The following is a 17097-nucleotide window of genomic DNA, read 5'->3' on the forward strand; positions in this document are numbered from 1 at the left end:
GCATGGCCACCAGCAACAACGGCATCATCGACCCGCCCATCGACGACCTGCTGTCCCGCGTCGAGTCGAAGTACGCGCTCGTGATCTTCGCATCCAAGCGCGCCCGCCAGATCAACGACTACTACGCCGACCTTCACGAGGGCAGCCTGTTCGACAACGTCGGACCGCTCGTCGACTCGTCCGTCGACGACAAGCCGCTCTCGGTGGCGCTCCACGAGATCAACGAGGACAAGCTGGTCGTCAAGCCGATCGCCGCGACCGAGTAGGACCCGCGAGCCACAGCCGCAGTACACCCGCAGGACGACCGCAGCCGGGGAGCACCCGGCCGAGGAGAGGTGCCGCCGTTGAGCCCACGATTGACCATCGTCGTCGGAGTGACCGGCGGCATCGCCGCGTATAAGGCCGTCGGTGTCATCCGCGCACTCGTCCTCGAGGGTCACTCGGTGCACGTGGTCGCGACCGAGAACGCCCTCCGGTTCGTCGGCCGTCCGACGCTCGAGGCGATCAGCCGCAATCCGGTCGCGACCGACCTCTACGAAGGCGTCGCCGAGGTGCGGCACGTGGCGATCGGCCAGTCCGCCGACCTCATCGTCATCGCGCCCGCCACGGCGAACACCATCGCCAAGCTCGCGGCCGGCCTGGCCGACGACCTGCTCGGCAACACCGTCCTCGCCTCCACGGCGCCGCTGGTCATCGCCCCGGCGATGCACACCGAGATGTGGCGCAACGCCGCGACGGTCGCCAACATCGCGACCCTGCGCAGCCGCGGTGTCACGGTGATCGGGCCCGCCAGCGGTCAGCTGACCGGAGCGGACTCGGGACCCGGGCGGATGGAGGAGCCGGAGGTCATCGTCCGCGCGGCCCTCCGTGCGGCCGGGGCGACCCCGCGAGCGGTCGAAGCGCCGGCGCCGCTTGCGGTGACGGCATCCGCACCGGGCAACGACGTGGTCGTGCTCTCCGAGCGCCGCCGTGCCAACGAGGCGGCGCGCCGCCCGCGCGGGGGAGTCGACCTGGCGGGCAAACGCGTCGTCGTGACCGCGGGAGGGACGCGCGAACCGCTCGACCCCGTCCGGTTCCTCGGAAACCGCTCCAGCGGCCGGCAGGGAGTCGCCCTCGCCAGTGCCGCCCAGGCACGCGGGGCCGACGTCATCCTCATCGCCGCCCACCTCGAGGTGGAGCCGCCGGAGGGCGTCGAACTCATCGAGGTGCAGACCGCTCTCGAGCTGCAGGAGGCGGTGCGCGAGGCCGCACGCGCTGCGGACATCATCGTGATGACGGCCGCCGTGGCCGACTACCGCCCGGCCGAGACCCGCGACGCCAAGATCAAGAAGTCCGAGCACGGCGACACCCTCACGCTCGAGCTCGTGGTCAACCCGGACATCCTCGCCGGCCTGGTGTCCGAGAGGCGCGACGGCCAGGTCATCGTCGGCTTCGCGGCCGAGACCGAACCCGACCCGCACGGCCTCATCGAACTGGGCCGCACCAAGCTCGCCGCGAAAGGCAGCGACTTCCTCGTGCTCAACCAGGTGGGCTGGTCGCAGGGCTTCGCAACGGAGAGCAACGAGGTCGTCGTGCTCCGAAAGGGCGGCGATATAGTGATGGAGGCCTCGGGCAGCAAGCTGTCGGTGGCCGACCGTATCCTCGACGTCATCGCTTAAACGCGCACGCGTCGTCGGTATCCGGCTGCACGCTCCACCGTCGACCAGGGAGAACAATGGCAGATCTGCGTCTCTTCACGTCCGAGTCCGTCACCGAAGGCCACCCGGACAAGATCTGCGACCAGATCTCCGACAGCATCCTGGATGCGCTGCTCACCGTCGACCCGCACAGCCGCGCCGCCGTGGAGACGCTCGTCACCACCGGCCTCGTCCACGTCGCCGGCGAGGTCACCTCCAGCGGCTACGTCGAGATCCCGGCCCTGGTGCGCAACAAGCTCGTCGACATCGGGTACGACTCGTCCGACGTCAGTTTCGACGGCACCCAGTGCGGCGTCTCCGTGTCGATCGGCGCGCAGTCGCCCGACATCGCCCAGGGGGTCGACAACGCCCTCGAGACACGTGCCGAGCAGAGCCACGACGACCTCGACCGCCAGGGCGCGGGCGACCAGGGCATCATGTTCGGCTACGCCACCACCGAGACCCCGCAGTACATGCCGCTGCCGATCTGGCTGGCGCACCGGCTCGCCGAGCGCCTCGCCGAGGTCCGCAAGAACGACACGCTCGACTACCTCCGCCCGGACGGCAAGACCCAGGTCACCATCGGCTACGAGGGCGCTGTGCCGAAGTCGGTCCAGACGGTGGTGCTGTCCACGCAGCACGCCCCGCAGGTGTCGAACGAGCAGCTGCAGGCCGAGATCATCGAGGAGGTCATCAACCCCGTGCTGCACACGGCCGGGCTCGAGACCTCGCACATCCGCACGCTCATCAACCCGACCGGGCGCTTCGAGATCGGCGGCCCGAAGGGCGACGCCGGACTGACCGGCCGCAAGATCATCGTCGACACGTACGGCGGAGCATCCCGTCACGGCGGTGGCGCCTTCTCGGGGAAGGACCCGTCGAAGGTCGACCGCTCGGCCGCCTACGCCATGCGCTGGGTCGCCAAGAACGCCGTCGCCGCGGGCTTCGCCGACCGCCTCGAGGTGCAGATCGCGTACGCGATCGGCAAGGCCGCACCTGTCGGGCTCTACGTCGAGACGTTCGGGACCGCGAATGTCCCGGAGGAGCGCATCATCAGCGCCATCCGCGACGTCTTCGACCTGCGGCCGGCCGCGATCATCCGCGACCTCGACCTGCTGCGCCCGATCTACGCCCGCACCGCGACGTACGGCCACTTCGGCCGCGAGCTCCCCGAGTTCACCTGGGAGCGGCTCGACCGCGTCGACGACCTGCGCTCGGCCGCGGGAATCTGACGGTGGCGGCGGCCGGACGGGTCGCCCGGGTAGTCCTCGACTCGCCGCTCCCGCAGCTCGACCATCTCTTCGACTACAGCATCCCGGAGCACCTGGCCGAGGAGGCGGTGCCCGGCGTGCGCGTCCGGGTCCCGTTGCGCTCGGCGGGCCGGGTGGCCGACGGCTACCTGGTCGAGGTGGGCGACCCGGATGACGGCTACGAAGGGACGCTGAGTCCGCTCGAGGCGGTAGTGTCGCCCGCGCGCGTGCTGACCCCCGGTGTGTGGCGGCTCGCGCGGCGGCTTGCGGACCGCAGCGCGGGCACGGCGAGCGACATCCTGCGACTGGCGGTCCCGGGGCGGATGGTGCGCGTCGAGAAGGCGTGGATGGCGTCGCGGGCCGCGGCGGCGGCCGCTGCCACGTCGAGTGGTGAGTCGATGTCCGAATCCGCGTCGAGTGGTGACCAGATGTCGCAACTCGGCGAGGGGGGTGTGGGCGTCGGCGCGGCGGGCGGCCCAGTGCCCGTCCGCGGGTACGGGCAGCGCGCGCTGGAGGACGCGGTCGCACGCGACGAGCGGATCGCGCTGCGCGCCATCCCGCGCCTGGTCGCTCTGCCGGACGGCACCTGGGTCGGGGAGTGGGCCGTCACCCTGGCGACCCTGGCGGCGGACTGCTGGCGCGGCGGCCGCACGGCCATCGTCGCGGTCCCGGACCATCGCGACCTGGAGCAGCTGGCGGCGGCACTCGCCGCGGTCGCTCCGCCCGAGGCTGTCGTGCGCGCCGACGCCGGGCAGACCAATCCCGACCGGTACCGCGGCTTCCTGCAGGCGCTCTCCGGGCCCCGCATCGTCATCGGCAACCGGTCCGTGGTCTACGCGCCGGCCGAACGGCTCGGCCTGCTGGCGGTGTGGGAGGACAGCGACCCGCTGCACGCCGAGCCGCTGAGCCCGTACGTGCACACGCGGGATGCGGCGCTCGTGCGTCAGGAGCTGGAGGGCTGCGCGCTCCTGCTGAGCGGCAACATCCGGAGCGTGGAGGCGCAGCGCCTCGTGGAGTTGGGCTGGCTGCGAGACATCGGTCCCGAGCGGGTGCTCACACCCAAGGTGGTGCTGACCGCGAACCAGCAGGCTCCCGAGCCGATGGCGCGCGCGGCGCGCATCCCGTCGACCGCGTGGCGGACCGCGCGCGAGGCGCTCGACGGCACCAGCGGGCGACCGCGCGGACCGGTGCTGGTGCAGGTCGCCCGGCCCGGCTACGCGCCGGTCATCGCGTGCGCGAAGTGCGGGCAGGCCGCCCGCTGCACCTACTGCAAGGGACCCCTCCACCAGACGCGCGCCGGCGCCCCGCCGTCCTGCACGGTGTGCGGACGGCTCGCCACAGACTGGCAGTGCGAGCACTGCGAGCATCGCCGGTTCCGGTTGGTCACGGTGGGCTCGGGCCGGACCGCTGAGGAGCTCGGGCGTGCCTTCCCGGGCATCCGCGTCATCCTCGCCGACGGCGACCATCCGGTGCAGCGCGTCGGCGCGGCGCCGGCCCTGGTTGTCGCGACCCGCGGCGCCGAGCCGATCGCGGAGGGCGGGTACCAGGCGGTGCTGCTGCTCGACGGCGAGCGGATGCTTGCACGCGAGAGCCTCCACGTCGCCGAGGACTGCCTGCGCTGGTGGCAGAGCGCTGCGGGTCTTGCTGCGGCGGGCGCTCCCACCGTGCTGGTCGGCGTCGGCGGTCCGCTCGCCCGCGACTTCGCGACCGGCCGCCTGGTCGACTTCGCGCACGAAGAGCTGGTCGACCGCCGGGAACTGCGGTTCCCGCCGGCCGTCCGCCTGGCCTCCGTGACCGGCGCCGAGGCGACGGTGGCCGAGGTGCTGGCCGCGGTCGACAGCGGCCTGCTGATCGACGTGCTCGGCCCCGCGCCGGTCGAGCAGGATGCAGGTCCCGCGCGGGCGGTGCGTCCCGCGCCGGACCTCGTGCGCGCCGTCCTCCGCTTCGAATACGCCCACGGCGCCGAAGTCGCCGCGGCCGTCCGCGCCGCCGTCGTCAAGAACGCGACCCGCCGCCGCCGCGCGCCCGCGGGCAAAGCCGGATACCGCCCGGCGCCGACGCTCCGCGTCCGCTTCGACGACCCCGAGATCCTCTGAGCACCTGGTTGACGCAACACGCCGTCGTCGCACCGGTCGCAACGGCGTGTTGTGACAACTAGGTTCACCGCGGCCGGCACGCCGGGCGGCGTCGCCGCTCCGCCGGGCCGTGCGGCAGCGGGGCGGAGTAGGCTTGTTGGCCGTCCCCACCGAAAGAACCTTCATCCATGCGCATCGTCTTCGCCGGCACTCCTGCCGTCGCCATCCCGTCGCTCGAGGCGGTCGCCGCGCGCCACGAGGTGGTCGCCGTCGTCACCCGTGAGGATGCGCCCCTCGGCCGCAAGCGCGTGCTCACGCCGTCGCCGGTAGCGGAGGCGGCCGAGCGGCTCGGGCTGGCCGTGATCAAGGCGAACCGGCTCGGTGACGACGTGACCGAGCGCATCCGCGACCTGCGGCCCGACCTCGGCGCGGTCGTCGCCTACGGCGGGCTCGTCCGCGAGCCGCTGCTGTCTCTTCCGCGACTCGGCTGGGTCAACCTCCACTTCTCCCTGCTCCCGCGCTGGCGCGGGGCGGCCCCCGTCCAGCACGCGCTGATCGCGGGCGACGCCGAGACCGGGGCGGCGGTCTTCCACCTCGTCCCCGAGCTCGACGCGGGCGATGTGTACGCCGAGCTGCGGCATCCCATCGGCGTGGACGATACGGCGGGCGAGCTGCTCGCCGCCCTCGCGGTCGACGGCGCGGCACTGCTCGCCGACACCGCGGATGCGCTCGAGGCCGGCACCGCGGTCGCCGTCCCGCAGAGCGGCGACGTCACCCTGGCCCCGAAACTCGGCCTCGACGATGCGCGCCTCGACCTCACCGAGCCCGCGGACACGGTGTACGGCCGCCTGCGCGGGGTCACTCCCGAGCCCGGCGCGTTCGTCCTGCTGGGGGAGGAGCGGTTCAAGATCCACGCGGCACGACCGGCCCGCGGTGAGGAGCCCCTCGCCCCGGGCGCCGTCGAGACGCGTGACCGGCGCGTCCTCGTGGGCACGGGCACCGACCCGCTGGAGCTGCTCACGGTCCAGCCGGCCGGGAAACGCGCAATGGCCGCCGCGGACTGGCTCCGCGGGGTCGCGTCCGGCGACGCGAAGGTGGTGCTGTCATGAGCGATAACCGAAGCAGGAACCGCAACCAGGACCGCGGCTCCCGCCAGCCGCAGGTGCGCGTCCAGCCCGCCCGGCAGGTCGCCCTCGACGTGCTGCTCGCGGTGCGCGAGTCGGATGCGTACGCCAACCTCCTGCTCCCCACCCGCATCTCGCGCGCCGGCCTCTCGCCGGCCGATGCGGCGCTCGCGACCGAGCTCACGTACGGCACGCTGCGGCTCCAGGGCTACTACGACCGTGTGATCGCCATCGCGGCGGGGCGCCCGGTCGACAAGATCGATCCTCCGCTGCTCGACGTGCTGCGGCTCGGCGCCCACCAGCTGCTGTCGACCCGCGTGGCCGCCCATGCCGCCGTGAACGAGTCGGTCGGGCTGGCCCGCACCGTCGGCAGCCGCTCCGGCACCGGTTTCGTCAACGGCGTGCTGCGGGAGATCGGCCGTCACACCCCCGAGGAGTGGCGGGATGAGGTGGCCGGGCGGGCGAAGAACGAGGACGACCGCCTCTCCGCCCTGTACTCGCACCCGGTCTGGATCGTGCGGGCGTTCCGCCGGTCGCTCGACGCGGAAGGGCGCGTGGACGAGCTGGAGGCGCTCCTGGAGGCGGACAACACCGCCCCGCGCGTCAACCTGGTCGCGCTCCCGGGCCTCGCGACGCCTCCGGACGACGCCCGCCCCGACCGCTACTCGCCTCCCGGCTTCACGGCCGGTGGCGGCGACCCGCAGGGGCTCGTGGAGTCGGCGGACGGGCGCATCCGCGTCCAGGACGAGGGCTCGCAGCTCGCGGCGCTCGCCCTCAGCCGTGCCCAACCGATCATTCCGGGGGAGCGCTGGCTCGACCTGTGCGCCGGCCCCGGCGGCAAGGCGGCTCTCCTCGCGGCCGAGGCCCTCGAGGGCGGCGCGTCGCTGGTCGCGAACGAACTGGTGCCCGCCCGCGCCGAGCTCGTCCGGCGCGCCCTGGCGCCCGTGCCGCTCGAGGTGCCGGTCTGGGAGCTGGACGGCACGGTGCTCGGCGAGGAGCATCCCGAAGCCTTCGACCGCATCCTCCTCGACGCGCCGTGCACCGGTCTGGGCGCGCTCCGGCGCCGTCCGGAGGCACGCTGGCGCAAGACGCCGCGCGATGTGGCCGAGCTGACCCGCCTGCAGACCGCGCTGCTCGATTCCGCCGTCGCCGCACTGAAGCCGGGCGGTCTGCTCGCCTACGTGACCTGCTCGCCGCACATCGCCGAGACCCGCGGAATCGTGGCGGATGCGCTGGAGCGCCACGGGGACGTGCTGGAGGCGGAGGCGACCTCCGAGATCGTGCAGTCGTTCGCTGTCGAGCGGCTCGACCTCGCCGACGACTCGGAGACGGTCCAGCTCTGGCCTCACCGCCACCTCACCGACGCCATGTTCATCGCGCTGCTGCGCAAGCGCTCCGCCTAGGCTGGAGGCATGGCACCGACGACTCCTTCCGCCGACCGGATCGACCCGCGCGTCCGCATCAATCCGAGCATCCTGGCCGCCGACTTCGTCAACATGCAGTCCGAGCTGGAGCGCATCGCGACGGCCGACCTGGTGCATGTGGACGTGATGGACAACCACTTCGTCCCGAACCTGACCTTCGGCCCGCAGATGGTGGGCCGCATCCAGGATGTGAGCCCCGTCCCGCTCGACGTGCACCTCATGATCGACGACCCGGACCACTGGGGGCTGGGATACGCGGAGCTGGGGGCGTACTCGGTGACGTTCCACGCGGAGGCGGCGCACGACCCGATCTCGCTGGCGCGCCGGCTGCGCGCGATCGGCGCCCGGGCGGGCATCGCGCTGAAGCCGGGCACCGCCGTGGAGCCGTACCTCGACCTCCTGGAGGAGTTCGACCAGGTGCTGGTGATGACCGTCGAGCCCGGCTTCGGCGGGCAGTCGTTCATGCCGGAGATGATGCCCAAGCTCCGCGCTCTGCGTGAAGCCGTCGAGGCGCGCGGGCTGGACGTCTGGCTGCAGGTCGACGGCGGCGTGACCGAGGAGACCATCGTCACTGCCGCCTCCGCCGGCGCCGACACGTTCGTGGCCGGCTCCGCCGTCTTCCGCGGCGACCCCGCCGAGAGCATCGCGTCCCTGCGGGACGCCGCCCGCGCGCACGCCCACTAGCCGACCGCTACGCTAGAACGGTGAAAACCTTCGACGACCTCTTCGCCGAGCTCGAGCAGAAGGCCCAGTCCCGGCCGGAGGGTTCCGGGACGGTCCGCGAGCTCGACGCCGGCGTGCACGCCATCGGCAAGAAGATCGTCGAGGAGGCCGCCGAGGTGTGGATGGCTGCCGAGTACGAGTCCGACGAAGCCATGGCCGAAGAGGTCTCGCAGCTGCTCTACCACCTGCAGGTGCTGCTGCTTGCGAAGGGTCTCACCCTGGCCGACGTGTACCGACATCTGTGATGGCCCCGTAGCTCAGCCATCCACTCGATCGATCGATCACGTCACGAAAGACTCATCCATGCTGAAGATCGCCGTCCCCAACAAGGGTTCCCTCTCCGAGACCGCGGCGCAGATGCTCCACGAGGCCGGCTACGTCGGCCGCCGCGATCCCAAAGAGCTCATCGTCACCGATCAGCGCAACGGCGTCGAGTTCTTCTACCTGCGCCCGCGCGACATCGCGACCTACGTCGGCTCCGGAGCGCTCGATGTCGGCATCACCGGCCGCGACCTGCTGCTCGACTCCGGCTCGACGGCCGGCGAGATCACGGCCCTCGACTTCGCCGCGTCGACCTTCCGGTTCGCCGGGCCTGCCGGTGTCTTCACCGACCTGGCCGAGCTGGAGGGCAAGCGCGTCGCGACGAGCTACCCCGGGCTGGTCGGAGCATTCCTCGCCGAGAAGGGCGTGAGCACCTCGCTCATCAAGCTCGACGGTGCGGTGGAGTCCGCGGTGCGGCTGGGGGTCGCGGATGCGGTCGCCGACGTGGTCGAGACGGGCTCCACGCTGCGCAAGCAGGGCCTGGAGATCTTCGGTCCGGTCATCCTCGAGTCGGAGGCCGTGCTCATCTCGTCGCCGTCGCCCGCCGCAGGAGTGGACACCCTGGTGCGCCGCCTGCAGGGCGTCATGGTCGCCCGCCAGTACGTGCTGATCGACTACAACCTGCCGGTCGCGCTGCTCGAGAAGGCCGTCGCCCTCACCCCGGGCGTCGAGTCGCCGACCGTCTCGCCCCTCGGCGAGCCGGACTGGGTGGCCGTGCGCGTGATGATCAAGCGCGAGCAGACCAACCACATCATGGACGACCTCTACGAACTCGGCGCGCGCGCCATCCTGGTCACCTCCATCCACGCTGCGCGGATCTGATGAGCGTCGCGGTCCGGGTCATCCCCTGTCTGGACGTGGCCGCCGGCCGCGTGGTGAAGGGCGTGAACTTCCAGAACCTGCGCGACCAGGGCGACCCCGTCGAACTGGCGCGCCGGTATTTCGAGCAGGGCGCCGACGAGCTGACCTTCCTGGATGTGACGGCCACCGTCGACGACCGCGCCACGACCTACGACGTGGTGCGTGCGACGGCCGAGCAGGTGTTCATCCCGCTGACGGTGGGCGGCGGTGTCCGCAGCCCCGAGGATGTGGCGAAGCTGCTGGGCCACGGAGCGGACAAGGTGGGCGTCAACTCGGCCGCCATCGCCCGCCCGGAGCTCATCGCCGAGATCGCCTCCCGCTTCGGCGCGCAGGTGCTGGTGCTGTCGCTGGATGTGAAGCGGTCGGCGGCGACGCCGTCCGGCTTCGTGGTCACGACGCACGGCGGTCGTGCCGAGACGGACCTCGACGCGCTGGAGTGGGCGACGCGCGCGATCGAGCTGGGCGCGGGGGAGCTGCTGGTCAACTCCATCGACGCCGACGGCACCAAAGAGGGCTTCGACCTGGAGCTCATCCGCGAGATGCGCGCGCTCAGCAGCGTGCCGGTGATCGCCTCGGGCGGCGCAGGCCGCCTGGAGCACTTCGTGCCTGCAATCGAGGCAGGCGCCGACGCGGTCCTCGCCGCGAGCGTGTTCCACCAAGGCGAGTTGACGATCGAGCAGGTCAAGGACGAGCTGGCTGCGGCCGGGATGGAGGTCCGCCGATGAGCACGACAGCGACCGATGCGGTGCTGGAGCGCATCCACTTCACCGATACCGGACTGGTTCCGGCCATCATCCAGCAGTGGGACACCCGCGAGGTCCTCATGATGGGCTGGATGGACGCGGAGGCGTTCCGCCGCACCATGACGGAGGGGCGCGTGACGTTCTGGTCCCGCTCCCGCAAGGAGTACTGGCGGAAGGGCGACACCTCCGGCCACGTGCAGTACGTGAAGGGCGCGGCGCTCGACTGCGACGGCGACACGCTGCTGATCACCGTCGAGCAGATCGGCGCGGCCTGCCACACCGGGACCCGCACCTGCTTCGACGCGGATGTTCTGGAGCCGGCCGTCGGTTTCAGCCCGGAGATCGAGGCGGGCGACCTGTGATCGACACGGCCGGGGGGACGACGACGCGCCAGGACTTCGACGCGCTCGTCGTCGACCACCGCGTCGTCCCGGTGATCCGCGAGCTGTTCGCCGACGGGGAGACGCCGGTCGGCATCTACCGCAAGCTGGCCGCAGGCCGGCCGGGGACGTTCCTGCTCGAATCGGCGGAGCAGGGCGGCATCTGGTCGCGCTTCTCGTTCGTCGGCGCGGCGTCGTTCGGCGTGCTGACCCAGCAGGGCGACGAGGTGCGCTGGCTCGACTACGGGCTTCCGGCGGAGCGCGCGCTGGGCACCGCGGCCTCCCTCCGGCCTCTGGATGCGCTGGCCGCGCTGCACGCGCGTTGGCAGACCGCGCGCATCCCGGGTCTCCCACCGCTGACCGGCGGCCTCGTCGGGTTCATCGGCTGGGAGGCGATCCGCCAGATCGAGCGGCTGCCCGACGCACCGCCCGCCGACGTGGACGTCCCCGGTCAGGCTCTCGCCTTCGCCGCCGACCTCGTGGTCATCGACCACCGGTCGGGCACGGTCAAGCTCATCGCCAACGCGCTGGCCGACGGCACCGACGATCCGGATGCGCTGTGGTCCGGCGCGCAGCAGCGCCTCGACCGGATGCAGGCCGAACTGGCGCAGCCCTCGGAGGCGTGGCTGGCGGATGTGGACCTCGGGACGCCCGCCGACCCGGTGTCGCGCACGCGCCGCGACGACTTCCTGGCGGCGGTCGTCACGGCGAAGGAGCGCATCGTCGACGGCGACATCTTCCAGGTCGTCATCTCGCAGCGGTTCGAGCTGGAGTGCACCGCCCCTGCGCTCGATGTGTACCGCGTCCTGCGCGCCCTGAACCCGAGCCCGTACATGTACCTGCTGTCGCTGGAGAAGCCGGACGGCGAGCGGTACGAGATCGTCGGGTCGTCGCCGGAAGCGCTGGTGAAGGTGCAGGAGGGACGCGCGTTCACGCATCCCATCGCCGGCTCCCGTCCGCGCGGTGCGACCCCGGAGCAGGACCTCGACCTGGAGGCGTCCCTGCTCGCCGACGACAAGGAGCGCGCCGAGCACCTCATGCTCGTCGACCTGGCCCGCAACGACCTGCTCAAGGTGTGCGCGGCCGGAAGCGTCGAGGTCACCGAGTTCATGCGCATCGAGCGGTTCAGCCACATCATGCACATCGTGTCGTCGGTCGAGGGCGACCTGCTTCCGGAGGCGACGGCGATCGATGTGTTCCGCGCGACGTTCCCGGCCGGGACGCTCTCGGGCGCGCCGAAGCCGATGGCGCTGCGGATCATCGACGAGCTGGAGCCGGCGCAGCGCGGCGTCTACGGCGGCGTGATCGGATACTTCGATTTCGCCGGGGACGCGGACCTCGCCATCGCCATCCGTACCGCCACGATCATGGACGGCGTGGCGCGCGTCCAGGCCGGCGGGGGACTGGTCGCCGACTCGGTGCCGGAGAGCGAGTTCCAGGAGTCGCAGAACAAGGCCGCGGCGCCGCTGCGCGCGGTCGCGGTGGCGAACGCCATGAAGCGAGTGCTGTGAACGGACGACGGGTCAAGTATTCGACGATGCTGCTCCTGCTCGTGGGGAGCGCGCTGGCGCTGCTCGCGGCGACGCAGCCGTGGTTCGCCATCCAGCTGACCGACACGGCCAATCACGCGAGCACCATCACCGTCGCGGGGTCGGTGGCGGCGCCGGCGTTGACGGCGCTCGCGCTGGCCGGGCTCGCCCTGACTGCCGCCCTGGCGATCGCCGGGCCGGTCTTCCGCATCGTGCTCGCGCTGCTCGGCGTCCTGCTCGGCGTCTCCGTGCTGGTCTCGGCCATCACCGCGGTGTCGGATGCAGTGGGCGCGTCGTCGGCGGCGATCACGACCGCGACCGGCGTGGCGGGGGACGCGTCGGTCCGCCGGCTCGTGCACTCGGTCACCATCGAGTTCTGGCCGTGGCTGGCGATCGTGGCCGCTGTCCTCATCCTTCTCGCGAGTGCGGCGGTCGTGGTGTTCTCGCGGTCGTGGCCCGGTCCGTCGCGCAAGTACCAGACGCGCTTCGCCGGGGAGGACGGCCGTCCGGTCGACGAGGTCTTCGCCGACGCGACGGAGGACGGCCCGGAGCCCTCTGACGACGCCGAGGCGCGCGCAGCGGCGGAGGAGGACGCGGAGGACTCCGCCGACGACACGCCCGACCACTCGGGCACCCTCGATCGCGACACGGCGATCGACAGCTGGGACGAGCTCTCCCGCGGGGACGACCCCACGCGCTGACCACCCCGCGGACCGCGCGCCGTCCCGTGACGGCACCCCTCCGCGAGCCGGAGGGGGTAACCACTAGACTGGTTGCGTTCCAATTCCCGTGCGCGCAGGCAAGGCGCGCACCCGACGTGCAGGAGTTCCATGAGCAGCGAGTCAGTCGAGCCAGGTCACGGTCACTCGCCGGCGGCGTGGACGGCCGTGATCATCATGCTGGTCGCCTTCACCATCGGCGCGATCGCCTTCTTCTTCGACGCCCCGATCATCGTCTGGGCGGCAGCGGGTCTCGCGATCATCGGCCTCATCGTGGGCGGCGTCATGAAGCGCGCAGGTTACGGAGTGGGCGGCTCCAAGTACACCCCGAAGGGTCACTGATCCGTGCTCGCCGACCTCGTCGCCGGCGCGCTCGAAGACGCTGACCGGAGGCGTGAGGAGCGACCGCTCCCGCAGGTGGAGGCCGCTGCGCTGGCCCGTCCCGCCGCACTCGACGCCCTCGCGGCTCTCGCCCCGGCGGAGCGCGTCAAGATCATCGCCGAGGTGAAGCGCGCGAGCCCGTCCCGCGGGTCGCTCGCCGCCATCCCGGATCCGGCCGCACTCGCCGTCTCGTACGAGACCGGCGGCGCCAGCGCCATCAGCGTGCTGACGGAGGAGCGCCGGTTCCACGGTTCGCTGGCCGACCTCGAGGCCGTCCGCGACGCCGTCTCCATCCCGGTGCTGCGCAAGGAATTCGTCTCCGACCCGTACCAGGTGTTCGAGGCCCGTGCGGCGGGCGCCGACCTGGTGCTGCTGATCGTGGCCGCGCTCGACCAGAAGCGGCTCGTCGAGCTGCACGAGCTGATCACGCAGCTCGGCATGACCTCGCTGGTGGAGGCGCACTCGGCCGACGAGCTCGACCGCGCCCTCGACACCGGCGCAGGGCTCGTGGGCGTGAACGCCCGCGACCTTTCCACGTTCGAGCTGGATCGGGATCTGTTCGGCCGCTTGGCCGACCGCATCCCGTCCGGCGTCATCCGCGTGGCGGAGTCGGCCGTGAAATCGGCCGACGACGTCGCGCACTACCGGGCGGCGGGTGCGGATGTCGTGCTCGTCGGCGAGGCGCTCGTCACCAGCGACCCCGTCGCCACGCTCGGAGAGTTCCTGGGAGTCTGATGTCCCTCCGCACTGAGCAGGGTCCGTATTTCGGCGACTTCGGCGGGCGGTTCGTCCCCGAGTCGCTGGTCGCAGCGCTCGACGAGCTGTCGGCGGCCTGGGAGGAGGCGAAGGCCGACCCCGCGTTCCACGCCGAGCTGGACGAGCTGCACCGCAGCTACACCGGCCGTCCGTCGATCATCACCGAGGTGCCGCGTTTCGCCGAGCACGCGGGCGGTGCGCGCATCATCCTCAAGCGCGAGGACCTCAATCACACCGGCTCGCACAAGATCAACAACGTGCTCGGCCAGGCGATCCTGACGAAGCGGATCGGCAAGACCCGCGTGATCGCCGAGACCGGCGCCGGCCAGCACGGCGTCGCGACGGCGACCGCCGCGGCGCTGTTCGGTCTCGAGTGCACGATCTACATGGGCGAGGTCGACACCGAGCGGCAGGCCCTCAACGTCGCCCGGATGCGCCTGCTCGGCGCCGAGGTCGTGGCCGTCAAGACCGGCTCGCGCACCCTCAAGGACGCCATCAACGACGCCATGCGCGACTGGGTGACCAACGTCGAGCACACCAACTACATCTTCGGCACGGTCGCAGGACCGCATCCCTTCCCGGCGATGGTCCGCGACCTCCAGAAGATCATCGGCGAGGAGGCGCGCGAGCAGGTGCTCGAGCTCACCGACCGCCTTCCGGACGCCGTGGTCGCCTGTGTCGGCGGCGGCTCGAACGCGATGGGCATCTTCCACGCGTTCCTCGACGACGAAGACGTGCGGCTGATCGGCTTCGAGGCCGGAGGCGAGGGCGCGGACACCCCGCGCCACGCGGCCACGATCACCAAGGGCCGGCCGGGCGTGCTGCACGGCGCCCGCTCGATGATGCTGCAGGACGAAGACGGCCAGACCATCGAGTCCCACTCCATCTCCGCGGGCCTCGACTACCCGGGCGTCGGTCCGGAGCACGCGTGGCTCGCGAAGATCGGCCGGGCCGAGTACCGTCCGATCTCCGACGCCGAGGCGATGGATGCGCTGCGCCTGCTGACCCGAACCGAGGGCATCATCCCCGCCATCGAGTCGTCGCACGCCCTCGCCGGCGCGCTGACGCTCGGCCGCGAGCTCGGACCGGAGGGGCTCATCCTGGTGAACCTGAGCGGCCGCGGCGACAAGGACATGGAGACGGCGGCCCGCTACTTCGACCTGATCGACGCGGGCGCGGTGCAGTCGTGAGCGCGGCGGTCACGAGCCGCGTCGCGGCGACCATCGCCCGGCGCAACGACGAGGCCGCCGGCGCGTTCGTCGGCTACCTGCCCGCCGGCTTCCCCGACCTCCGCACGAGTGTGGATGCCGCCGTGGCGCTCGCCCAGAACGGTGTGGACATCATCGAGCTGGGCCTCCCGTACTCCGACCCCGTCATGGACGGCACCGTCATCCAGGCGGCGACCCAGCAGGCGCTGGGCGCCGGGTTCCGGCTGCGCGACGGCTTCACCGCGGTGCGCGAGATCACCAAACAGGTCGACATCCCCATCCTGGTGATGACGTACTGGAACCCCGTGCTGCAGTACGGCGTCGAACGGTTCGCGGACGACCTGGCCGAAGCAGGGGGAGCGGGGCTCATCACACCGGACCTCATCCCGGACGAGGGCGCCGACTGGCTCGCCGCGTCCGACCGGGCCGGTCTCGACCGCGTCTTCCTCGCCGCCCCGAGCTCGACCGACGCGCGTCTGAAGCGGACCGTCGAGGCGAGCCGCGGCTTCGTCTACGCCGTGTCCACCATGGGCATCACGGGTGCCCGTGCGGATGTGGATGCCGCGGCGCGCACGCTCGTCGGCCGTCTGCGCGAGGCGGGCGCGACGAGCACCTGCGTCGGCGTGGGCATCTCCACGGCCGCCCAGGTCGCCGAGGTGCTGGAGTACGCCGACGGCGCCATCGTCGGTTCGGCCCTGGTGAAGGCGCTGGGCGATGGCGGGGTGGCGGAGGCCGGCCGCCTGGCGGCGGAGCTCGCCCGCGGCGCGAACCGCTCCTGACCCCGTCGTAAACTAATGTGTCAGTGTTTTGCACGTGATCGAAAGGTAGTCATCGGGTGGCCCTCACCATGAGCAGCTGGTTGACCAGCATCCCCAGCCCCGGGCCCGAGTGGCAGCAGATCCCGATCGACATCTTCGGTCTGCACTGGCGCATCCAGACCTACGCGATCATGATCCTCATCGGCATCGTCGTCGCCGCCATCTGGACTTCGCGCCGCCTGACGAAGCGTGGAGCCGAGCCGGGCGTCGTGCTCGATGTCCTCATCCCGGTCATCATCCTCGGGATCGTCGGCGCGCGGCTCTACCACGTGGTCACGCACCCCGGAGACTACTTCTACGACGGCGCACCGCTGTGGAAGGTGTTCGCGATCTGGGAGGGCGGGAACGCCATCTTCGGCTCGCTGATCGGAGGCGCGGTCGGAGCGTGGCTCGGCTGCCGCTGGACGGGACTGCGGTTCTGGACCTTCGCCGACGCGCTCGCCCCGGCGCTGCTGCTCGCGCAGGCGATCGGCCGCCTCGGCAACTGGTTCAACCAGGAGCTCTTCGGCCTGCCCACCGACCTTCCGTGGGGACTGCAGATCGACTCGGGCAATAAGGCGATCCCGGTCGGGCTGCCCGACGGCACCCTGTTCCAGCCGCTGTTCCTCTACGAGATCATCTGGAACGTCATCGGCGTGGTGCTGCTCGTCCTGCTCGAGCGCAAGTTCCGCCTCCAGTGGGGCCGGCTCTTCGCGCTGTACCTCATCTGGTACGGCGTCGGCCGCTCGTACCTCGAGTCGATCCGCATCGACCCGAGCGAGTACAGCTTCCTCGGCATCCCGACCAACGTCTGGGCAGCATTCGTCTCGGTCGTGCTCGGTCTCGTCATCTTCTACGTGCAGACCAGCCGGCACCCCGGTCTCGAGCCCAGCCCCTACCGTCCGGGCCGTGAATGGGTGCGTCCGGATGCTGAGGTAGACTCTGACGACACGGACCTGGATCATGAGGGCACCGCCGACGACGACGGTGTGCCTGCCGGGTCCGCTTCGGCCAAGGCCACAAGCCCCACGAACGGATGACTCCCGACGGTCCGAAGCCCTGAACGGCGGTAGACAGACCGTCGTGGCGAGCATCCCACGCACCTGACCGACCGCATCGAGAGACCGGGC

Annotated in this window: 18 protein-coding genes; all 18 read left to right on the plus strand. The window is 71.5% G+C overall.

Annotation, left to right across the window (positions count from 1 at the left end; all coding sequences use genetic code 11):
• Positions 1-2: 2 nt before the first annotated feature.
• Positions 3-266 (plus strand): DNA-directed RNA polymerase subunit omega, encoded by a 264-nt coding sequence (gene rpoZ / locus QRN40_RS14960; RefSeq protein WP_285116531.1) that lies wholly within the window; start codon positions 3-5, stop codon positions 264-266.
• 90 nt (positions 267-356) lie between these two features.
• Entirely contained in the window at positions 357-1658 is a 1302-nt protein-coding gene (locus QRN40_RS14965; RefSeq protein WP_285117508.1) for a bifunctional phosphopantothenoylcysteine decarboxylase/phosphopantothenate synthase, read from the plus strand.
• A 56-nt stretch (positions 1659-1714) separates the two neighbouring features.
• Positions 1715-2908 carry a methionine adenosyltransferase gene (metK, locus tag QRN40_RS14970; RefSeq protein WP_285116532.1) on the plus strand — a complete coding sequence of 398 codons (1194 nt, stop codon included), beginning with the start codon at positions 1715-1717 and terminating at the stop codon, positions 2906-2908.
• Between the two features lie 2 nt (positions 2909-2910).
• Positions 2911-5022: a primosomal protein N' family DNA-binding protein gene (locus QRN40_RS14975; protein ID WP_285116533.1), complete on the plus strand. Its 2112-nt coding sequence runs from the start codon at positions 2911-2913 to the stop codon at positions 5020-5022.
• A 167-nt stretch (positions 5023-5189) separates the two neighbouring features.
• Positions 5190-6110, plus strand: coding sequence for a methionyl-tRNA formyltransferase (gene fmt, locus QRN40_RS14980; RefSeq protein ID WP_285116534.1), 921 nt, complete (start codon positions 5190-5192; stop codon positions 6108-6110).
• Positions 6107-7528: an RsmB/NOP family class I SAM-dependent RNA methyltransferase gene (locus tag QRN40_RS14985; RefSeq protein WP_285116536.1), complete on the plus strand. Its 1422-nt coding sequence runs from the start codon at positions 6107-6109 to the stop codon at positions 7526-7528. Before fmt ends, QRN40_RS14985 begins: the two co-directional genes overlap by 4 nt.
• Positions 7529-7537: 9 nt before the next feature.
• The gene (rpe, locus tag QRN40_RS14990) at positions 7538-8233 is read left to right on the plus strand and encodes a ribulose-phosphate 3-epimerase (protein ID WP_285116537.1); all 696 of its coding nucleotides are present in this window, start codon (positions 7538-7540) and stop codon (positions 8231-8233) included.
• Between the two features lie 20 nt (positions 8234-8253).
• The gene (locus QRN40_RS14995; protein WP_285116538.1) at positions 8254-8517 is read left to right on the plus strand and encodes a phosphoribosyl-ATP diphosphatase; all 264 of its coding nucleotides are present in this window, start codon (positions 8254-8256) and stop codon (positions 8515-8517) included.
• A 58-nt stretch (positions 8518-8575) separates the two neighbouring features.
• A complete protein-coding gene (hisG, locus tag QRN40_RS15000) occupies positions 8576-9415 on the plus strand; it encodes an ATP phosphoribosyltransferase (protein ID WP_285116541.1) in 840 nt (279 codons plus the stop codon).
• Positions 9415-10179 (plus strand): imidazole glycerol phosphate synthase subunit HisF, encoded by a 765-nt coding sequence (hisF, locus tag QRN40_RS15005; RefSeq protein WP_285116542.1) that lies wholly within the window; start codon positions 9415-9417, stop codon positions 10177-10179. Before hisG ends, hisF begins: the two co-directional genes overlap by 1 nt.
• Positions 10176-10559, plus strand: coding sequence for a phosphoribosyl-AMP cyclohydrolase (hisI, locus tag QRN40_RS15010; RefSeq protein ID WP_285116544.1), 384 nt, complete (start codon positions 10176-10178; stop codon positions 10557-10559). Before hisF ends, hisI begins: the two co-directional genes overlap by 4 nt.
• On the plus strand, positions 10556-12088 hold the full coding sequence (locus tag QRN40_RS15015; RefSeq protein WP_285116545.1) for an anthranilate synthase component I: 1533 nt from the start codon (positions 10556-10558) through the stop codon (positions 12086-12088). The genes hisI and QRN40_RS15015 overlap by 4 nt, the downstream gene beginning before the upstream one ends.
• A complete protein-coding gene (locus tag QRN40_RS15020) occupies positions 12085-12807 on the plus strand; it encodes a Trp biosynthesis-associated membrane protein (protein ID WP_285116546.1) in 723 nt (240 codons plus the stop codon). Before QRN40_RS15015 ends, QRN40_RS15020 begins: the two co-directional genes overlap by 4 nt.
• Positions 12808-12936: 129 nt before the next feature.
• On the plus strand, positions 12937-13167 hold the full coding sequence (locus QRN40_RS15025) for a DUF6704 family protein (protein WP_285116547.1): 231 nt from the start codon (positions 12937-12939) through the stop codon (positions 13165-13167).
• 3 nt (positions 13168-13170) lie between these two features.
• Positions 13171-13941, plus strand: coding sequence for an indole-3-glycerol phosphate synthase TrpC (gene trpC, locus QRN40_RS15030; RefSeq protein ID WP_285116548.1), 771 nt, complete (start codon positions 13171-13173; stop codon positions 13939-13941).
• On the plus strand, positions 13941-15152 hold the full coding sequence (gene trpB / locus QRN40_RS15035; protein ID WP_285116550.1) for a tryptophan synthase subunit beta: 1212 nt from the start codon (positions 13941-13943) through the stop codon (positions 15150-15152). Before trpC ends, trpB begins: the two co-directional genes overlap by 1 nt.
• Entirely contained in the window at positions 15149-15949 is an 801-nt protein-coding gene (gene trpA, locus QRN40_RS15040; RefSeq protein WP_285116552.1) for a tryptophan synthase subunit alpha, read from the plus strand. The genes trpB and trpA overlap by 4 nt, the downstream gene beginning before the upstream one ends.
• A gap of 68 nt (positions 15950-16017) precedes the next feature.
• A complete protein-coding gene (lgt, locus tag QRN40_RS15045) occupies positions 16018-17007 on the plus strand; it encodes a prolipoprotein diacylglyceryl transferase (protein WP_285116553.1) in 990 nt (329 codons plus the stop codon).
• Positions 17008-17097 lie beyond the last annotated feature (90 nt).

This window comes from Leifsonia sp. fls2-241-R2A-40a (genome assembly GCF_030209575.1).
GTDB lineage: Bacteria > Actinomycetota > Actinomycetes > Actinomycetales > Microbacteriaceae > Leifsonia.

Excerpts from the sequence above, each read along its gene's own strand:
- QRN40_RS15025 (WP_285116547.1), top strand. The coding sequence starts at position 12,937 with ATGAGCAGCGAGTCAGTCGAGCCAGGTCACGGTCACTCGCCGGCGGCG.
- metK (WP_285116532.1), top strand. The coding sequence starts at position 1,715 with ATGGCAGATCTGCGTCTCTTCACGTCCGAGTCCGTCACCGAAGGCCAC.
- hisF (WP_285116542.1), top strand. The coding sequence starts at position 9,415 with ATGAGCGTCGCGGTCCGGGTCATCCCCTGTCTGGACGTGGCCGCCGGC.
- rpe (WP_285116537.1), top strand. The coding sequence starts at position 7,538 with ATGGCACCGACGACTCCTTCCGCCGACCGGATCGACCCGCGCGTCCGC.
- rpoZ (WP_285116531.1), top strand. The coding sequence starts at position 3 with ATGGCCACCAGCAACAACGGCATCATCGACCCGCCCATCGACGACCTG.
- QRN40_RS14985 (WP_285116536.1), top strand. The coding sequence starts at position 6,107 with ATGAGCGATAACCGAAGCAGGAACCGCAACCAGGACCGCGGCTCCCGC.
- hisG (WP_285116541.1), top strand. The coding sequence starts at position 8,576 with ATGCTGAAGATCGCCGTCCCCAACAAGGGTTCCCTCTCCGAGACCGCG.
- trpB (WP_285116550.1), top strand. The coding sequence starts at position 13,941 with ATGTCCCTCCGCACTGAGCAGGGTCCGTATTTCGGCGACTTCGGCGGG.
- fmt (WP_285116534.1), top strand. The coding sequence starts at position 5,190 with ATGCGCATCGTCTTCGCCGGCACTCCTGCCGTCGCCATCCCGTCGCTC.
- hisI (WP_285116544.1), top strand. The coding sequence starts at position 10,176 with ATGAGCACGACAGCGACCGATGCGGTGCTGGAGCGCATCCACTTCACC.
- lgt (WP_285116553.1), top strand. The coding sequence starts at position 16,018 with ATGAGCAGCTGGTTGACCAGCATCCCCAGCCCCGGGCCCGAGTGGCAG.